This window comes from Pseudanabaena sp. BC1403, from assembly GCF_002914585.1.
Lineage (GTDB): Bacteria > Cyanobacteriota > Cyanobacteriia > Pseudanabaenales > Pseudanabaenaceae > Pseudanabaena.
Genome location: NZ_PDDM01000021.1, coordinates 21,450 through 38,857 on the forward strand (window position 1 = coordinate 21,450; position 17,408 = coordinate 38,857).

At 40.7% G+C, this 17,408-nt stretch carries 19 protein-coding genes; 6 read left to right on the forward strand and 13 right to left on the reverse strand.

Translation table 11 applies throughout. The annotated features are described in order from the left end of the window. Positions 1-9: 9 nt before the first annotated feature. Complete coding sequence (locus CQ839_RS17515) at positions 10-852, forward strand: ABC transporter permease (protein ID WP_103669583.1); 843 nt, start codon at positions 10-12, stop codon at positions 850-852. A gap of 193 nt (positions 853-1,045) precedes the next feature. On the opposite strand, the gene CQ839_RS17520 is transcribed toward CQ839_RS17515, so the two are convergent. From CQ839_RS17520 to cpeB, 6 genes are all read right to left on the reverse strand, one after another. Then, complete coding sequence (locus tag CQ839_RS17520) at positions 1,046-1,825, reverse strand: TIGR03943 family putative permease subunit (protein WP_103669584.1); 780 nt, start codon at positions 1,823-1,825, stop codon at positions 1,046-1,048. A 158-nt stretch (positions 1,826-1,983) separates the two neighbouring features. Beyond that, entirely contained in the window at positions 1,984-3,180 is a 1,197-nt protein-coding gene (locus CQ839_RS17525; RefSeq protein ID WP_103669585.1) for a bifunctional 2-polyprenyl-6-hydroxyphenol methylase/3-demethylubiquinol 3-O-methyltransferase UbiG, read from the reverse strand. A 46-nt stretch (positions 3,181-3,226) separates the two neighbouring features. Next, on the reverse strand, positions 3,227-3,841 hold the full coding sequence (locus CQ839_RS17530; protein ID WP_103669586.1) for a HEAT repeat domain-containing protein: 615 nt from the start codon (positions 3,839-3,841) through the stop codon (positions 3,227-3,229). A 66-nt stretch (positions 3,842-3,907) separates the two neighbouring features. After that, positions 3,908-5,179 carry a HEAT repeat domain-containing protein gene (locus tag CQ839_RS17535; RefSeq protein ID WP_103669587.1) on the reverse strand — a complete coding sequence of 424 codons (1,272 nt, stop codon included), beginning with the start codon at positions 5,177-5,179 and terminating at the stop codon, positions 3,908-3,910. 233 nt (positions 5,180-5,412) lie between these two features. Then, on the reverse strand, positions 5,413-5,907 hold the full coding sequence (cpeA, locus tag CQ839_RS17540; RefSeq protein WP_103669588.1) for a C-phycoerythrin subunit alpha: 495 nt from the start codon (positions 5,905-5,907) through the stop codon (positions 5,413-5,415). Between the two features lie 96 nt (positions 5,908-6,003). Next, entirely contained in the window at positions 6,004-6,558 is a 555-nt protein-coding gene (cpeB, locus tag CQ839_RS17545; RefSeq protein WP_103669589.1) for a C-phycoerythrin subunit beta, read from the reverse strand. Positions 6,559-6,808: 250 nt separating this feature from the next. Here cpeB and CQ839_RS17550 point away from each other — a divergent pair, with 250 nt between their 5' ends. Then, positions 6,809-7,954, forward strand: a complete 1,146-nt coding sequence (locus CQ839_RS17550; RefSeq protein WP_103669590.1) for an ABC transporter ATP-binding protein — start codon at positions 6,809-6,811, stop codon at positions 7,952-7,954. A 121-nt stretch (positions 7,955-8,075) separates the two neighbouring features. On the opposite strand, the gene CQ839_RS17555 is transcribed toward CQ839_RS17550, so the two are convergent. Both CQ839_RS17555 and CQ839_RS17560 read right to left on the reverse strand, forming a co-directional pair. Further along, the gene (locus CQ839_RS17555; protein WP_103669591.1) at positions 8,076-8,651 is read right to left on the reverse strand and encodes a Uma2 family endonuclease; all 576 of its coding nucleotides are present in this window, start codon (positions 8,649-8,651) and stop codon (positions 8,076-8,078) included. Between the two features lie 87 nt (positions 8,652-8,738). Next, positions 8,739-8,945, reverse strand: a complete 207-nt coding sequence (locus tag CQ839_RS17560; RefSeq protein ID WP_103669592.1) for a hypothetical protein — start codon at positions 8,943-8,945, stop codon at positions 8,739-8,741. 330 nt (positions 8,946-9,275) lie between these two features. Here CQ839_RS17560 and CQ839_RS17565 point away from each other — a divergent pair, with 330 nt between their 5' ends. The 4 genes from CQ839_RS17565 (at position 9,276) to ispD (ending at position 14,597) form a co-directional block, all read left to right on the forward strand. Continuing rightward, positions 9,276-12,011 carry an ATP-binding protein gene (locus tag CQ839_RS17565; RefSeq protein WP_219817805.1) on the forward strand — a complete coding sequence of 912 codons (2,736 nt, stop codon included), beginning with the start codon at positions 9,276-9,278 and terminating at the stop codon, positions 12,009-12,011. An 11-nt stretch (positions 12,012-12,022) separates the two neighbouring features. After that, complete coding sequence (locus tag CQ839_RS17570) at positions 12,023-13,426, forward strand: diguanylate cyclase domain-containing protein (RefSeq protein WP_181016238.1); 1,404 nt, start codon at positions 12,023-12,025, stop codon at positions 13,424-13,426. Positions 13,427-13,688: 262 nt separating this feature from the next. Further along, positions 13,689-13,907 carry a DUF2839 domain-containing protein gene (locus tag CQ839_RS17575; RefSeq protein WP_103669593.1) on the forward strand — a complete coding sequence of 73 codons (219 nt, stop codon included), beginning with the start codon at positions 13,689-13,691 and terminating at the stop codon, positions 13,905-13,907. Between the two features lie 3 nt (positions 13,908-13,910). After that, entirely contained in the window at positions 13,911-14,597 is a 687-nt protein-coding gene (gene ispD, locus CQ839_RS17580) for a 2-C-methyl-D-erythritol 4-phosphate cytidylyltransferase (RefSeq protein ID WP_103669594.1), read from the forward strand. A 36-nt stretch (positions 14,598-14,633) separates the two neighbouring features. Here ispD and CQ839_RS25220 read toward each other — a convergent pair whose 3' ends face one another. From CQ839_RS25220 to CQ839_RS17595, 5 genes are all read right to left on the reverse strand, one after another. Next, on the reverse strand, positions 14,634-14,798 hold the full coding sequence (locus tag CQ839_RS25220) for a hypothetical protein (RefSeq protein WP_181016239.1): 165 nt from the start codon (positions 14,796-14,798) through the stop codon (positions 14,634-14,636). 54 nt (positions 14,799-14,852) lie between these two features. Further along, positions 14,853-15,014 carry a hypothetical protein gene (locus CQ839_RS25225; protein WP_181016240.1) on the reverse strand — a complete coding sequence of 54 codons (162 nt, stop codon included), beginning with the start codon at positions 15,012-15,014 and terminating at the stop codon, positions 14,853-14,855. 490 nt (positions 15,015-15,504) lie between these two features. After that, positions 15,505-16,014, reverse strand: a complete 510-nt coding sequence (locus CQ839_RS17585) for a hypothetical protein (RefSeq protein WP_103669595.1) — start codon at positions 16,012-16,014, stop codon at positions 15,505-15,507. Continuing rightward, a complete protein-coding gene (locus CQ839_RS17590) occupies positions 16,011-17,108 on the reverse strand; it encodes an AAA family ATPase (RefSeq protein ID WP_103669596.1) in 1,098 nt (365 codons plus the stop codon). The genes CQ839_RS17585 and CQ839_RS17590 overlap by 4 nt, the downstream gene beginning before the upstream one ends. 76 nt (positions 17,109-17,184) lie before the next feature. Continuing rightward, positions 17,185-17,373, reverse strand: a complete 189-nt coding sequence (locus CQ839_RS17595; protein ID WP_103669597.1) for a type II toxin-antitoxin system prevent-host-death family antitoxin — start codon at positions 17,371-17,373, stop codon at positions 17,185-17,187. Positions 17,374-17,408 lie beyond the last annotated feature (35 nt).

A 17,408-nucleotide genomic window follows, 5' to 3' on the forward strand; every position in this document is an offset into this window, starting at 1 on the left:
GTTAAATGTATGAAAGAGCAAAATGTTGCTTCCACAAAGGAACTAGTGATTGAAGCTGGACGAACTGAGAAGCAGTATTGGAAGGATTTGTGGCGCTATCGAGAACTATTCTATTTTTTAGCATGGCGCGATATTTTAGTGCGCTACAAGCAAACAGCGATCGGGATTACTTGGGCTCTGATTAGACCATTTCTGACTATGGTTGTGTTCACTGTAGTTTTTGGACAATTAGCTAAATTACCTGATCAGGGAGTACCCTATCCAATTCTTGTTTTTGCAGGAATGTTGCCTTGGCAGTTTTTTTCTAATGCATTGGGTGAATGCAGCAACAGCTTAGTTGGAAATGCAAATTTGATTTCTAAGGTGTACTTTCCGCGATTGATTGTGCCGACTAGTGCTGTGATTGTGAGTTTTGTGGATTTCTTGATTTCAGGGATGATTCTGTTGGGATTAATGGCATATTATAGTTTTGTCCCTGATTGGCGCATTTTGACTTTGCCGATTTTTATCCTAATAGCCTTTGCGGCTTCTATGGGTGTAGGTTTATGGTTGGCGGCGCTGACTGTGCAGTATCGAGACTTTCGGTTTGTTGTACCTTTTATTATCCAATTTGGGCTGTATATTTCGCCAGTTGGTTTTAGTAGCAGTATTGTGCCCCAGCAATGGCGTTTACTCTATTCCATCAATCCAATAGTAGGTGTGATTGATGGTTTCCGTTGGGCTATTTTAGGTGGCGAATTTAGTCTGTATTTACCTGGCTTTATTCTATCTTTGGTACTTGTTTTCTTGTTTCTTTGGAGTGGTATTTGGTATTTTCGCAAAATGGAGCGAACGTTTGCTGATGTTATCTAATTGTTAAGAACTAAACATCAAAAGAGCAAAGCGCCAGCTACATGGGAGCTTTGCTCTTTTGATGTTTAAGCGTTCTTCTGTCTAGTTATACCAATTCACAAAAGTGTGACAACACTTCTGTGAATTAAAAAGCAAACCCTGTAAGGATTTTAAAAACACAAAGTGGCGTAGCCACTTTGTGTTTTGGTATTACTTAGTAATCGTATGGGTTTTTCGGCTCAGCGATCGCAGTGATATTACTCGCGACGATCACAACTTGGCGCTTACCGCTGGATGTTTCCACATCGGCTTGACCTTCTATTTGTAACCAGCGATCAGGTGGATAGCTGGAACGACTTTCGGTAATCTTGACTGGCAAGCTGACAGGATATACATCAGCAGCACAACAGGTAATCACAAACCGCGTAATCAGAAACATATTGTCTGGCTGATCTGGGGCATGGACAACAAAGCCTGTGAGTTTTACCTTTTGCCCTTTATAGGCATCAGGTTCAGGATAAGCACTGATTGTACGCACCCATTCTACGAGAGTCCGCTCTTCAGGACGATTACTAGCTCGAAATGATTTGGGAATAGTTCTGGCATCGGCAATATTGTCAATTACGCCACGATGAATTGCTTTTTCGCTGGTGAAAGGGCGAGGATTGATGCATAAAGATGCGATCGCTACTATCAAAAGTAAGCTACTGCTCAAGGATGGCTTGATCAATGTCACATGTTGCTGATTATTGGTATAGCCTCGTCGCCGCTTAGTTACGCGCCAAGCCTCAGCTATTCCAACAACAGTTAGTCCTATACCTGCAATTACAGTTAGGGGAATGTAGTTGGGATGGACTAAGAGATATAGCTGCCCTGCTAGCCATAGCTTCAGCAGCGTGATTCCCCAAGCAGCGATCGCACAGGATTCTAGCCAAGGTGAGAACTTTTGCCAGTACTTATTTATAAGCGACGAATTCGCGGAACGAGATGGCATGGAGAAAGACTGCTAAATAGGGACTAGTTTGTATCTTATCCCAATTCTCAAAATGGCGTTGCCATTTTGAGAATTTAGTATTACAGCGATTTACGCTGAGATAAATGCCAAAAAGTGTTGCGCCCGCATAGCGAGCGTAATAATTTTTGAGATACTGATTAGATTTTATTCAAAAGAATAACTTGTTGTTTTTGAAGCGATCGCACATCTTCTAAACTTGCATCTACAGACTGTAAGATCTGAGCAACAGTTTGCTGTTTAGTTTGGTTTTCGTCACAAGCTCGCAAGAACTTCCACGCAGCATCACCAATTTTCGCAAGTTGATAATTATAGTCAAAGAAGTTAGGGCTATCTTTCCAGCCATAGATACAGGGACTAGGTTCAGGAACTGCCGCTAGTAAATCTGCATCAACTTTCCAAGTTTGCTTAGGAATTGGAGGACGTGCCAAAAAGAACTCATAATGGGAAATCGTCTGGGGATCGAGCACTTCAATGAGTCTGTAGCGCTGACGTTCAGAGAGATGCTGCGATCGCTCAATTAAGTTTGGAACTTTCCCAATTAAGCGATCTAAATCCCACACATGAGGATTTGAAAAACCGAGAAACTCCAAACCCGATGCATCAATTAATTCAAACAGCGTATTAACGTTGTAATCAATTTCTTGGGGATGCACATACATATCGGCAAAACAAGCATCCTGAGCGTTTTCCATTGACCATCGTTCTTTCTCACGACGACTTAGAGCATTAGTCTCAGGAAGATTCGCAAATAGCTCTCGTCCAATTTTTACACCATCGACATAATCTCCACGTTTGTCACCTTGCAATAGAGCGATCGCTTCTTGCATTAGTCTGATTTCCCATCGACCTAATTCGCCATAGACAAAGATATGCAACAGTCCTCCAGGAGCCAGCTTATTTGCCAAAGCTTGGATTCCTCGAATGGGATCGGATGTATGGTGTAGTACTCCCACTGAGTTGATTAAATCAAATTCGCCTTCGAGTTGATCGGCATCAAATAAGCTGAGATGATGGAATTCTACTCTAGTTGCTCCCGATCTTTTGCAACGTTCCTTGGCAACGGCAAGAGTTCCTTCGCTGAGATCAATTCCCACGACGGTGGCTTCAGGATTCAGGTGGACTAAATATTCTGTACTAACTCCCGATCCACAACCAGCATCAAGAATCCGAATATTATCTTTTGCAGGCTTTTGCCCAGTACAAAAGCTATAAGCCGCTTGCCAATTCCATCGCCAGTTATACCCTGGTGGTGGTTCATCCAAGATTGGCTCTGGAGGAAAAGGATAAGTATTATAGAGGCTGGCTACGGCGGCGCTAACTTTGGGATCTGACATGGTATTCGGGAGATTTTCCTTCAAAAAAGACTGCTAGCATATTAACCTAAGCTTGTCCTCTCTTAAAACCTGCCATCATCTCTAGCCTAGAGAATGCGCTAGTTGCAGTCTCTCTCACATAGGAATCCGCCGACTCATCATTAATAATTGCTTGTAACACGTCAATGCCACGGCTATCTCCAATTGTAGCGATCGCATTGACTAGAGAAACCGCCAAAGCAGGATTATCGGTCTCCGTCAAAGCCTCAATCAAAATATCCACAACAGGCTCACCGATCTCGCCCATCGCCATTACCGCCGCAATATTAACGACAGGATTAGGATCTTGCAACGCTGTTTTTAAACCTTGAACGCCTTCTGAGGACAATGGCTGCTCAGGATGGCAAATCACCACTTGCGCGATCGCCTTCGCAGCACTGCCTCGTACCGTCACATTTTCACTATTGAGCATCGCTTCAACCAATTGAGTCACGGTCGCATGACCAATTTCGCCTAGGGTTTTGACGGCTGCTCGCCGATAGGTCGTATCTTGCTCATCAAGGATGCTCATTAACTTGGCGATGATTGCTTCATCATAGTTTTCAGCAAGTTCCCACATCGCTTGATTGCGAAGATTAGGATTGGGATGTTTGAGTTGTTGAAATAGAGTTTCAGTTGACATGGGTTAATCAAGGTAAAAGGTAAAAGGTAAACCAAGAGACATTAATGGCGGCGCAAAGCGCCGTCATTAATGTCTCTTGGTTTTGTTTTTTTCGCGAATTAATAGGTCGCTATCGTTGGCTAGTATTTTGTAGGCGCTGCGATCGCCAAATTTTTCTAATGCCATCAGGGCAGCATATTTGAGATCCCAGATGGGTGTATTTAGGCAGGCTTTGATCTCGGGGATGGCTCTTTCATCACCGATTTCAGCAAGGGCGATTGCGGCGGCAGCGCGTGATTTTTGGAACTGTGGTTGCTTATTGTGCAAAGCAGTCAGCAATAAATCATAAGCGGGAGCATATTTCAGCCAGCCGAAAAGTTTCATCACATGGAAGTGCGCACCATAGTCATTGTGAGCCTCTTCTGCATATGTTCCAAAAAGTGCTTCAGGAGCTTTATCAGCATAGCTTTCTAAGATTGTCTTGATGGCAAGATAGCAACGTCCAAAATCTGTCTCGTACAACTCTCGTAGTAAAAAAGAAAGCTCAGGCAAAGTATCGTAACTATGCACCAAAATCAAATCTTCTGGATGGTCGCGTAAGGACTTTTCTAAATAAGGTTGCATATCGGAGAAGGCGATCGCGCCCGCTTTAATCCCTTCTTCGCCTAACATTCTAATTCCGCGCAATCGAAATACTAGGGATACTGGACAAGTCGAAATATCAGGAATCGCCGCGTGATAATTTGCATCAATCAAATCTTGAATTGATAAGCGTCTGGCAATCACACTAGCGTTATGCAATAGATCGACCACTTTCTCCATTTGCGAATAGTCTTTAGTCAAACGACAAACTGCTGTGATGGCAGCGCTAGCTAAAGACAGATCACTTTCAGTTGTAAATTTGCGAATCCGATCTAATGCTGGTTTGTAATCTAGTTTGGCTAAAGTCTGAATAATAGCGCGATAGGATTGTCCCGATCTATCTAACAACTGTGCGACTTCTTCTAATATCCGTAAGTCATCAGTGCCAATTTCACCGATCGCCCAAACGGCATTTTCTACTAAAAAACAATCAGGCTCACTTAAACATTCACGAATCACAGGTAACGCTTGTGATGCTCGCAGTCTTCCTAATGTTTCAACAGATTTTCGCCGCACAATCCGATTATCCATCGCATCGTCTTTTTGTTGAATAGCTCTACTAAGAGCAGCAATCGATTTATCCGTTGAGAAATTTATTAAATGTGAAGCAGCAATATAGCGAGAATCCTCCTCACCTATTTGATCTTGAGGTGTATCTAAAAGGGCGATCGCGTGATCTTCTGTCAAATTAAAAAAACTATTAAAGCGTTTATCCATAATCTTAAAATTATATCAATCGCTAACCAACCTATACCAAAGTACAAAGTGGTGTAGCCATTTTGTACTTTTAAAACCCTTACTGGGTTTGGCTTTTAATCCACAAAAGTGTGACAACATTTTTGTGGATTAGCATTAACTAGCAACACCAAAAAAGAAGAGGAAGCACTAAGTACTTCCTCTTCTTTTTTCTCAAGAGCAGCGCTTAGCTCTGCCCTTATCAAATCAATTGATTAGGAGAGTGAGTTGATTGCATAGTCGAGCAATGCATTGTACTCAGTCAATGCTTGTGCTGACATGTCACGAGGTGTGCAACCACGGTTACGAGCATAGCTCAAAGCTTCTACGTAAGGAGCGGTAGGCAAGCTCAATGCACGATATACTTCGCGTTGACCTGCAATACCCCATTCGTCCAAAGGCCCTGTACCACCAACAACAAGGCTGTACTGAATCAAACGCAAGTAGTGCTTGATGTCGCGAGCACACTTGGACTTGAAGGTATCGGTGGAGTTTGCTTCACCAGCATTGTTCAAGTAGGGATACTTCTTGATACAAGCATTGTAAGCTTCAGTAGCTACGTTATCAAGGTTAGCAGCTAGCTTTTCAGCAGCTTCCAAACGTGCTGCTGCACGTTGGATAGAACCTTGTACTGATTCTAAGTCAGAGGTGCTAGGGAAACGACCTGCTGCATCAGCAGAGGCGATGACGGTAGTAACAACGGATTTCATTTATTAAATCTCCAAACTGGATTCTTTTTATACTAGTGAGCTTAGTTTTAGTCGGGCTGAGCAAGTCTCAATCAGTAAATTGCAATCAGCAATCAATTAGCTAAGAGCTGCAATTACGCGATCGAAGTAGCTGGAAGCTTCAGCAACCAAGCTAGCGCAACGATCTTCAACAACAGGAGTTCCCATCTTGCGGAGCTTAGCACCTGCGCGAGCTTCGCTAGGATTGTCTTGAATGTGAGCAACTGCTTGTGCCTTCATGATTTGGACAGCACGTACTGTAGAGGTTGTAGGTACGCCCAAAGCAGAGTAGGTTTCTTTCAAACCGTTCAAGCAACGATCATCCAATACGGAAGAATCACCAGCCAACAAAGCGTAGGTGACATAACGTAGGATAATTTCAGCGTCACGCAAGCAAGCTGCCATGCGGCGGTTAGGGTAGCAGTTGCCACCAGCTTGAATCAAGCCTTGGTTTTCGCAAATCATACCTGCTGCTGCATCGGAAACCATGCAACTTGCATTGCTGGCGATCGCATTTACAGCATCCAAACGACGGTTGCCGCTAGCTACGAATGCCTTAAGAGCATTAATATCACCTACTACAGAGGTGCTAGCATCGGCTGAAACTACAGCTCTAGAAAAAGCGTCAAGCATTTCGCTCTCCTTAAAAAAATTGGTTATCTTATTAAAACGTTGTTCGCTTGTTTGATTTACAAGACATGTAGAACATAAAAGATCGAGGTATGCGTAGTCTCATCTATTGGAAACAAAGTAACATTCCTTAATAAACTAATAAAGAAGCCATTTGTTGTGGCGCGGCGAAGCCGCACCACAACAAATGGGTTCTTTTACTGAGGGGATTTCGAGATAAAATCGTTCAGGCTAATTTTTAGGATGTTTTGCGATGGCTCCCGTTCGTTTGTGTGGCATTACCAAGAAATTTGGACAAAATATAGTTCTTCGAGAGATTGATCTAGAAGTACAAGATCGGGAGTTTATGGTATTGGTGGGGCCATCGGGCTGTGGCAAAAGTACTTTGTTACGGCTGATTGCAGGATTGGAGGAGGTGACCGACGGGTCTATATATTTGGGCGATCGCCAAATTAATCATTTGCCGCCCAAGGTACGTGATATCGCGATGGTTTTTCAAAGTTATGCGCTTTATCCGCACATGACTGTATATAACAATATTGCTTTTGGTTTGAGGCGACAGCGATCGCGCCAATTAGCTGCATGGTTTGTGCCTCTGCCTAAAAAACAACGCGCAGAAATTGATCAGAGGGTGCAGGAGGTTGCTAAGTCTTTGCAAATCTCTCATTTACTTGATCGCAAACCCAAAGAATTATCGGGCGGACAAAAACAGAGGGTTGCACTAGGTCGGGCGATCGCCAGAAATCCCCAAGTTTTTCTAATGGATGAGCCGCTATCCAATCTCGATGCTCAGTTACGCAGTGATACGCGATCGCAAATTGTCCAGTTACAAAAGCAATTGCAGGTTACGACGATTTATGTAACCCATGATCAAGTTGAAGCGATGACTATGGGCGATCGGATTGTGGTTTTAAATAAGGGAGATATTCAGCAAGTAGATACACCTCTGAATATCTATCGCAAACCCGCAAATCAATTTGTGGCTGGATTTATGGGTTCTCCACCGATGAATTTTCTGTCCGTAAAAGTTGATGCTAATGGATGTTTGCAAGGAGAAAGTCTGCTCAAGACCATTTCTATTAACAAGTTCTCAATTAATGAAATTGGTTGCGATCGTCCATTTACATTGGGATTTCGTCCCGAAGATTTGCAACCTACAACGGCTGATATGGCACATATTGAAGGAACTGTAGAACTAGTGGAAGCTCTTGGCTCAGAAACAATTGTGCTATTGAAACTGCAAGATAGCGAATTAAGAGCGCGAGTCTCAGCGGATATTGGTTTAGAACATCATTGGCAAATTGGCGATCGCAGTTTCTGGCGCTTAGATCTAAATAAGCTCTATGGCTTTGATGCCGAGTCAGGCGTTACCTTGCATCATCCTTATAACAAAATTTAGCTTTTTAGTAGGAAGGCTTAATTTTTACAGGATGCGTTAGTGCAATGTAACGAATCCATTAGTCATCAATGATGGGTTACGCTATCGCTAACCCATCCTACATTTAATTCCAACAACTTACTTACCAAATAGAGGCTAAATCTAGAACAAATTCGGGTAATACGGTTTCACCAGAGAGCGAAATTGGTGATTGGAGAATTTCCACAGGTTGTCCAATGCGGTAAATTTCTACTTGGCGATCGCGACGATTGATCAGCCAACCGAGTCTTGCACCGTTGTCTTGATATTCTTGCATTTTGGCTTGCACGGTGGGCAAGCTATCAGTTCTCGACATTAACTCGATTACAAAGTCTGGACAAATTGGTGCAAATTTAGATTGCTGCTCTGGAGTCAGCACATCCCATCTTTCTTGTAATATCCAACAAGCATCAGGCGATCGCATTGCACCATTAGGCAAGATAAAACCTCCAGAAGAACCAAATGCTACACCTAACTTTTTGCGACGATTCCAAATTACCAAGTCTGCACTAAGCTCGATGCTACGCATACTTGTATCGCTACCTTCTGGAGCCATGATCGTAATATCTCCTTGAGCGCTACGCTCGAATCTTAAATCGCGATTTTTTTGGCAGAGTTGAAAAAACTTTTCTTCGGTCAGTTCAAATATTGGCTCTAGGCTTATAGTTAGGGCGTTCATAAAGAATATTTGCCTCTTGCTGCTAGGTATTGCAGATCCCAATTTTCATTATGACAGAATTACAGCTATCCTATAGGCGATCGCCTTCTAATCGTCGGGAAATTGCCAGCACATAATCCGTTCGACACTTTTGGAGCCGCATCGACATGCCTCGGCATGGGAGGCAACCCATTCATAATCACATTTACGACAGTGATGTAGGACGTTGTTAATATTAGCGGCGGCAATGCGATCGCGTCCAGCTTTTAATTCTTCAGGTGTTAGCAAAGACTCAGGATAATTTGGCTCAGTCATTATGAAATCTCCTTTTTTGGACAGCTTATCGATTGAATCATCTTTTATAAATTATCACTATAGAAAAGGATTTTGGATTTCTCCAACAGGCTGACAGCTCTGAATATCTAAGCAAAGCGACTCTTTCCCCCTCCTCCATATACTATAATGAATTTATTATTAAACTTTTCAACTTCTATATTCACTACTTCATTTTTTTCTCTGCGATTGTGTTACAACAACATCGGAAATAATTATAATTTTCCATTGCCTAATAGCTTCTAAGAGTTAATGATTAGCGATAAAAATCGAACACAAAAGAAAAATCGCCAAATCTCCCTGAGATTAATATTGATCATCCCCTTTGTTTTACAAATTGTCGGCTCAGTGGGTCTAGTAGGCTATCTTTCTTATCGCAGTGGACAAAAAGCGGTAGAAGACATTTCTGAATCTTTAATGAAAGAGGTGGGCGATCGCATTCATGAGAACCTAAAAAATTACTTTCGTAAACCTACAGAAGTTCTCCAAAGTAATGCTAATGCTATTAAACTTGGCATGATTCCTTCGCAAGATTTTGTGGACTTAGAGCAGTACTTTCGGCAACAACTGCAAGCTTTTGATGGCATCGGTTCTTTAGGGATTATTAATGAACAAAAAGAGCTTTTGATTTTACAAAAAAATGATGATAATTCTCAGACTATTAGTATCAGAGATCAATCAACTAATTACTTTTTCAATAGTTACATTGCTGACAATCAAGGAACCCGACTTAAACTAGTTAGAAGTTCCAACAAATCTGACACCCATAAATATCCACCTAACGACCCTTGGTATGAAAAAGCAAAAAAAGCCAATCGTTTAATTTGGATAATTAATGTTGAACGCATTAAAACTGATAAGTCTCCTTTTGTTGCTTTAAACTTTATGCCTTATTACGATCGCAACAATGTCTTTCAAGGAATTGTTGGTTCGTCAGTATCCTTAACACAACTGGGGAATTTCTTGAAAAGCCTAAAAATAGGCAAAACTGGTCAAGCTTTTATTATAGATCGAGAAGGATTACTAATTGATAGTTCTACCAACGAAAATCCTTTGATATCGGAATTACCTGTAACTAATCCTAAGCAAACCGTAGGGAAGAATAAGCTCGCTAAACCAGAGCGTTTAAATATTATTAATAGTAACAACTTGGTATTTCAAAAAGCAGCCATTTATTTGAAAAAGTATTTTACTGATTTTTACCAAATTAAAAATAGTCAAAATCTTAGCGTAGTTATTGATAACAGGAAATATTATATTCAAATTGTTCCATTTCAAGATCAAGTAGATTTGGATTGGTTAACAGTTGTGATCGTTCCTGAATCTGATTTCATGGCAGAAATTCAGGCAAATACTCAATGGACAATTGTTCTATGTAGTTTTACCTTGCTAATCGCTACTGGAATCGGTGTTTTGACTGCAAGGCGAATTACCAAGCCGATCCAAAAATTAAGTCAAGCAAGCCAGACTTTAGCCCATCAAGAATGGCAAAAATCTACTCTCGAACAAGGCTTTTTAGGATTTGAAAATATTACAGAATTAGCAATCTTATCGGACTCTTTTAATCAAATGGCGACCGAGTTACAAACGTCCTTTGAAACCTTGGAAAATCGAGTGGAGGAACGTACCGTAGAGCTAGTTATTGCTAAAGACAATGCAGAAGTAGCAAATCAGGCTAAAAGTACTTTTATCGCTAACATGAGCCATGAACTGCGATCGCCTCTTACTGCAATCATTGGTTTTTCGCAGCTTACGTTACGCACCAAACATTTACCATCCGCACAGTATGAAAATGCAGGAATTATTCAGCATAGTGGAGAATATTTACTAACTTTAATCAATAATGTATTGGATTTTTCTAAAATTGAGGCAGGGAAAACGACTCTCAATCAAAAGGATATTGACCTCTATCAATTGCTTGATGATTTGGACGATATGCTGCATCTGCAAGCGGTAAATGCTGGATTAGAGCTAATCTTCGATCGCTGTGATAATTTGCCCCATTATATTTATACAGATGGAGTGAAATTACGTCAGGTTTTACTAAATTTATTGAGTAATGCGCTGAAATTTACGCATCAAGGCGAAGTGGTTTTGAGTGTCAATTCTATAGAAAATCAAGATCCTCAAGAATATACTTTAAATTTCAGCGTTCGTGATACGGGAGTGGGGATTTCCTCTACAGAATTAGACAAATTATTTGAGGCTTTTAGTCAAACAGAATCAGGACGAGAATCTCAAGAAGGTACAGGATTAGGATTAGCAATTAGTCATCAGTTTGTACAGTTAATGGGAGGAGATATTACGGTCGAGAGTCAATTGGGTAAAGGTACAACTTTTAGCTTCTCAATTCAGGCGCAATCGGGTAAGGAAACTAGTAATGAAGAAGCCGATCTAAGACGAGTAATTGCGATCGCCCCAAATCAACCGACTTATAAACTTTTGGCGGTGGATGATAAAGCGATTAACCGTCAGTTATTAATGAGGATCCTCGCCCCTTTAGGATTTGAGATCAAAGAAGCCAGTAACGGACAAGAGGCGATCGCAATTTGGGATGAGTGGGAACCGCATTTAATCTGGATGGATATGCGGATGCCCGTGATGGATGGTTATGAGGCGACTAAATATATTAAATCCACCACCAAAGGTAATGCTACGGCAGTAATTGCTTTAACTGCAAGTGTGTTAGAAGAAGAAAAAGCGATCGTGATGTCGGCGGGATGTGATGACTTTGTTCGCAAGCCTTTCAAAGAACATGTAATTTTTGATACTCTTGCGAAGCATTTAGGCGTGCAATACATTTATCAGGAGATAGCTCCTGAAGGTACAATTAGCGATCGCTACGATCCTGTATTGGTATCTATAGATTTAGCCGTAATGTCTGATCAATGGCGATCGCAAATATACGAAGCTTTACTTGAAGCTGATAGTAATCGCGTTACAGAACTGATTCAAGAGATCCCTAACCAAGAATCACATATAGTAAAAGTCCTCAAGAAACATAATCGACAATATAAATTTGATGAATTACTAGAGTTATTATCTTAGATGAGAAAACCATGTATCAATTAGTTAAAGGAGCTTTAGTGAATCTTGATTCTCTATCTAAGAAAAAAGGCAATATTCTCTTAATTGACGATTTACCAGAAAATTTAAAGTTGTTAACTGATTCACTCTCTAAGCTTGGCTACACAGTTCGTTGTGCTATCAGTGGAAGTAGAGCACTCAAGACTATAAAGTCGAAACTCCCCGACATAATTATATTAGATGTGAAAATACCAGAGATGGATGGATATCAAATTTGTGAAGCTTTTAAAGCCGATCCCGATTTGTGTGATATTCCCATACTATTCATCAGTGCGTTAGACGAAGCTTTTGACAAATTAAAGGCATTTCAAGTGGGTGGTGTGGATTATATCACGAAGCCCTTTCAAATAGAAGAAGTCGTGGCTCGTTTAGAAGCTCATTTAACGATTCAGAAACAACATAGAATCTTGCAAGAAGAAATTATAAAACGCAAGGAAATTGAAGAAATCTTATATCAATCCAGAGCTATCCTTTCTGGTATTTTAAATAGTTCTTTAGATGGAATTGCGGCTATGCAAGCAGTCCGAGATCCGCTTACGGGCGATATTCAAGATTTTTGTTGCTTGGTGGTTAATCCCATAGTATCTAAAGTCCTCAACCGTAAGCGTGAAGATTTAATTGGCAAATCATTTCTGAAAGAGCTTCTTAAAAATATTTCTCCAGACCTATTCGATCGCTTTGTGAAAGTTGTTGATTTGGGCGAACCTTTAGATGAAGATTTTAACTATGTTTCAGGGGATTCTTATTGGTATCACTATGTTGTTGTGAAGTTAGGCGATGGGTTTGCGATTACGATCCGCGATATTACCACCCGCAAGCAAACTGAACTCGCTTTACAGAACTCAAATGACAAATTGGAATTGATTGCTAATTTAGATGGTTTAACCCAGATAGCCAATCGTCGCTGCTTTGATGATTACCTAGCAACAGAATGGCTACGTCATCAAAGAGAACAAAATCCTCTCTCACTAATCCTGATCGATATTGACTATTTCAAACGCTACAACGATAGTAATGGGCATCAGGCTGGAGACAATTGTTTAATTCGAGTTGCACAGGAAATTGCTAGAGTCACACAGCGTCCAACTGATTTAGTAGCTCGCTATGGTGGTGAAGAATTTGCCGTGATCTTGAGCAATACAAATATGGAAGGGGCGCTAAAGGTTGCCGCAGTCACCCAAACCGCGATCGCCAATCTCGCAATTCCTCACGATAATTCTGATATAAGCGATCTTATTACCCTGAGCATTGGTGTCGCTAGCCTGATTCCCACATCGGAACGGAGTATCGAAGGCTTAATTTCCCGTACCGATCAAGCGATGTATGAGGCAAAAAACCGAGGACGAAATCGAGTGATCGCATCACTTGTACGATAAATCGTCATCTCACTCATCTCCAAATAATGCTCTTGCTGTAAGACTTTAAAAAATCGAATTTCTTGGTAACGAAAAATTAAAGACACCGACGGCAATTCTGATCTCATAGTCACGCCACCATATTTTGGGGATCAATTATTTTATGTAAGCCCCTAAAACCCAAAGGAGAGTTGCGGCGCTTCGCGCCGCAACTCTCCTTTGGGTTTTAAGAAACCGAACTGATATCATGGGATAAATTATTTAGTTAGTAGGAGCATTAGCTATGGGCGAGTCAAAGCGCCGTAAGGAAGTCATGGGTGAAAAGTATGGAAGCTCAGAGCCGATCGCATCTTGGATACCTTTTTTAACCAAAGACAAGGCTGACACATTTGTGAAAGTTTCTACCCAAGCGGCTTGGTATGGTATTGGTGCAATGGTAGTCATTTGGGTGACAATTCGGTTTATTGGTCCCGCCTTTGGTTGGTGGCATCTTGCCGATTAACCTATGACCTGTCATTTATTAATTCCTGCGGCGGGTAGCGGCAAACGCATGGGAGCTGATTGCAATAAATTGCTGCTACCACTGCTAGGCAAACCAATTTTGCAATGGACTCTCGAAGCTGCGATCGCATCCGAAGCGATCGCTTGGATCGGAGTAATGGGACAACCCCATGACTATCCAGAATTTCAAAAGATTTTTAATGAGATTAGTCAACTTAAACCAATTCGACTAATTCAAGGTGGAGCAACCCGTCAAGCTTCCGTATTTAATGGCTTAAAAGCTTTACCAATAGACTGCGATCGCGTTTTAATTCATGATGGCGCAAGATGCCTAGCCACGCCTGAATTATTTGATCGCTGTGACGAAGCTTTGCAAAAAATGCAAGGTTTCATTGCGGCTGTTCCCGTCAAAGATACTATTAAAATCGTCGATGGTCTAACCATTGTCGATACCCCCAACCGAGATCATCTCTGGGCTGCTCAAACTCCCCAAGGGTTCCAATTAGAAGTGATCAAAAATGCTCATCTCACAGCAATAGAGTTAGGATGGGAAGTTACCGATGACGCAGCTTTATTAGAAAAAGTTGGCTTGGCAGTACAGATTGTGATGGGAGAAGAAACTAATCTCAAAATAACCACTCAACAGGATTTAGCGATCGCTGAATTTATCTTGAAACAAAGAGATTCATAAAAAAGAGATGGAGTGCTTTGGCACTCCATCTCTTTTTTATGGATTAGGACATTTTAGTCTCAAGAAATCTGCTCTAATCCAGCCCTTATAATCACTTGCTCTAAATCTTGTGGTCAAGTACCAGACATCTCCTTGGCTATCTTGGCGACTAAGTGGAGAGACAACACCACTTGTTTCTCGGTCGTCATTGGCGACAATCACCAGATTGCCTACCGATACCGTACCTATGACGTTAAAAATGGTTCCTGCACCCGATCAGATATTAACTTGAGAGCCAATATCTTCACCAATAATATTAGCAACGCAGCTTTTGTCTGTAATAGATTGAGCACTGACACTAGAGGTAAATTGTGGTGCAAATGTGGCTAGAGTAGCAATCTCTGCAAAGATGAAAGCACAAATTTTGATAGATTTCATAGGTGACATCCCAAACTAATTTTTGAGATTAAGATGAGCTCTGATTTAATCTGTCCATCTTAAAATCCTATAGATTAAGACTTCGCAATATCATTGGGAGTTCCACAACAGAGCCTATTCTGAAACAGCACAAGATTAAAAACACAAAAGGATAAGTCGCTTTACGACCTAATTCTTCCTAGTAAATAAGTTAGTGGTGCGCGGCAAAGCTGCGCACCACTAACTTATTTACTAGCTATTGCGGTTTTTAGATAAGTACGGTACTAGATTCAGTCTCAATAAAATAGCCAAGAAGGTCTTTTCGCTGAAGAGAGGCGTTAAAAAAAGTAACCTCTGCCATATAAATCTGTGATTGTATCTATGATTATGTAAACAAGTCTTAAGCGATTATATCTTTTGGGGTGCGACAATACACAATCTTGCTTATTGACTCTAGATTCATACTAAAAAATGACTAGCAACATTACCAACAATTTTTAAGAATCTGACGTTAATTAAAGAGAAATGGTTTGACAGCCAGACGTACACGCTTCAGCTCATTTTCGTTATGTCTAAGAAGGTGATGCTCCCATGTTTCATTCATATTTTCAACACAATCCTTAGCAAGAGCTTCGCCAATGTCTTCAAAACTCTTTTTCATATCATTCTTCAGTTTCTCTGGTGCAGTCCGAGAGCCAAGAATAAATACCCGTTCTTGTAGCTCCTCTGGAACTTGACTCTTGATATAAATTAGTCGATTTTCATAACTCAATCCATCTGGTTCCTTATAATCATCAAAATCGATAACCAAGACAATCATTCTCTTTGGGAATTTTCCCATCTCAGAAACATGATCGTTCTTGAATTTATCTACCACTTTTTTCCAGCCATTAGCGATCGGTAAAACCTGAATAGCAGTTTCGTTAACGTTTGAATTAAGAATAAATCCATTGATAATTTGGCGATTAGCATCATCTTCAGGTAGCACAAGAATATGCTCAACAAACTTATTCACGCTCATAGTTCTATGTCGCCAAGAATCAAGCTATTCACAAGATCGCCATTTATAGGTATCTCACTAAGCATCCTAATCAAAGTTGGCTCTGAGTGACTTTTGCGATCGAGTATAAAAGTATTTTCGTTAGAAAACTTGCGAATCGCTTCTTCGTTATGCGACGTTACTAAAATTTGTCCACTATTCTTAAATGAGCGCCGTAAAGTTGTGATGAAATGTCCAACTTCTGATAGTGAAAGATAGTTGTCAGGCTCATCCCAGAAGCAAAAAGGACTATAGTATTTGTTGGCTGCTAGAACGACAGCACAGAGAAAAAAGCATTTTTCGCCATCAGATAAGTCTTTAAAATCCAGACTCAATATTTGATTATTTGCTTCAAACTGAACAATCATGCTTTTAGCATCTTTGCCAATTAGTTCATTCTGGATATCCTGAATATCGGGCATGACTTCTCGAAGATATCTGTCAACTTGTGTATAAGCGGCGGGGTATCGTCTCAGTAAGCCAGAAAACCATTCGCCAAAATTTGATCCATCCCGCTTTGGTTCCAGAGTCTCACCACTAGATTCTCCTGTCATCAAGCTTGGGATCGGAGCTAAAATAATCATGCGCGATAGCCAATTCTTGAAAATATAAAGAGGATCAGTCTCTGATTGCACCTGAATTAATGTAAGAGCAACAAGATTCCAGCCTAATTGAAACAGAGCTGGACTGGTGTAAAGGCTGACCTGTGAAGCTTCACGCGAATAAATTGGAATTCCAGCAACTAACAAATGCTCTTCAAATATGCGGATTTCCTTGGAATTTTCGGTCGATAATTCTAACGCTAGGACATACTTATATAATTGCTCTTTAAGTAATACTTCTATTTCAAAACGGATTGGAATACCAGATCTACCATTATTAAAGTCCTTAGTCTGTATAAGCTGACTAACTCTATTAATGCCTCGACCTATACTTTGTAATACTTCTAACGCCGAAGCGATCGTTGACTTGCCTGTGCCATTTTTGCCAATTAAAAGTGAAGAGGGCAGATCTTTTAGATTTAGTTCAAAATTCTCCAAGCATCTAAAATTATGTACATAGAGTCTTTGAAGCATAAAAAACTATTCCAATAAATTTTAATGAGTATTAAAGTATTTTACAAGATCTGCGATCGCGCCATAATTTCTCAATTCACCATTCTAATGTCTCGCTACATTCACTAATGGGAGTTGCTAAACCTTCTACAATTGACTCTCCCACTTCAGGGATTGAAAGTAAATAGATTGTTTCTTGAATCCCTTTCCAATCTTGAGACTGTGAAACTTCATTTATTAGATATTGAAGCTTAACTTGAGCTTCGGTTAAAGGTATAGTTCCCATTTGTTGTTCCCTAGTTGTCGAGTTTTGCTTAACAA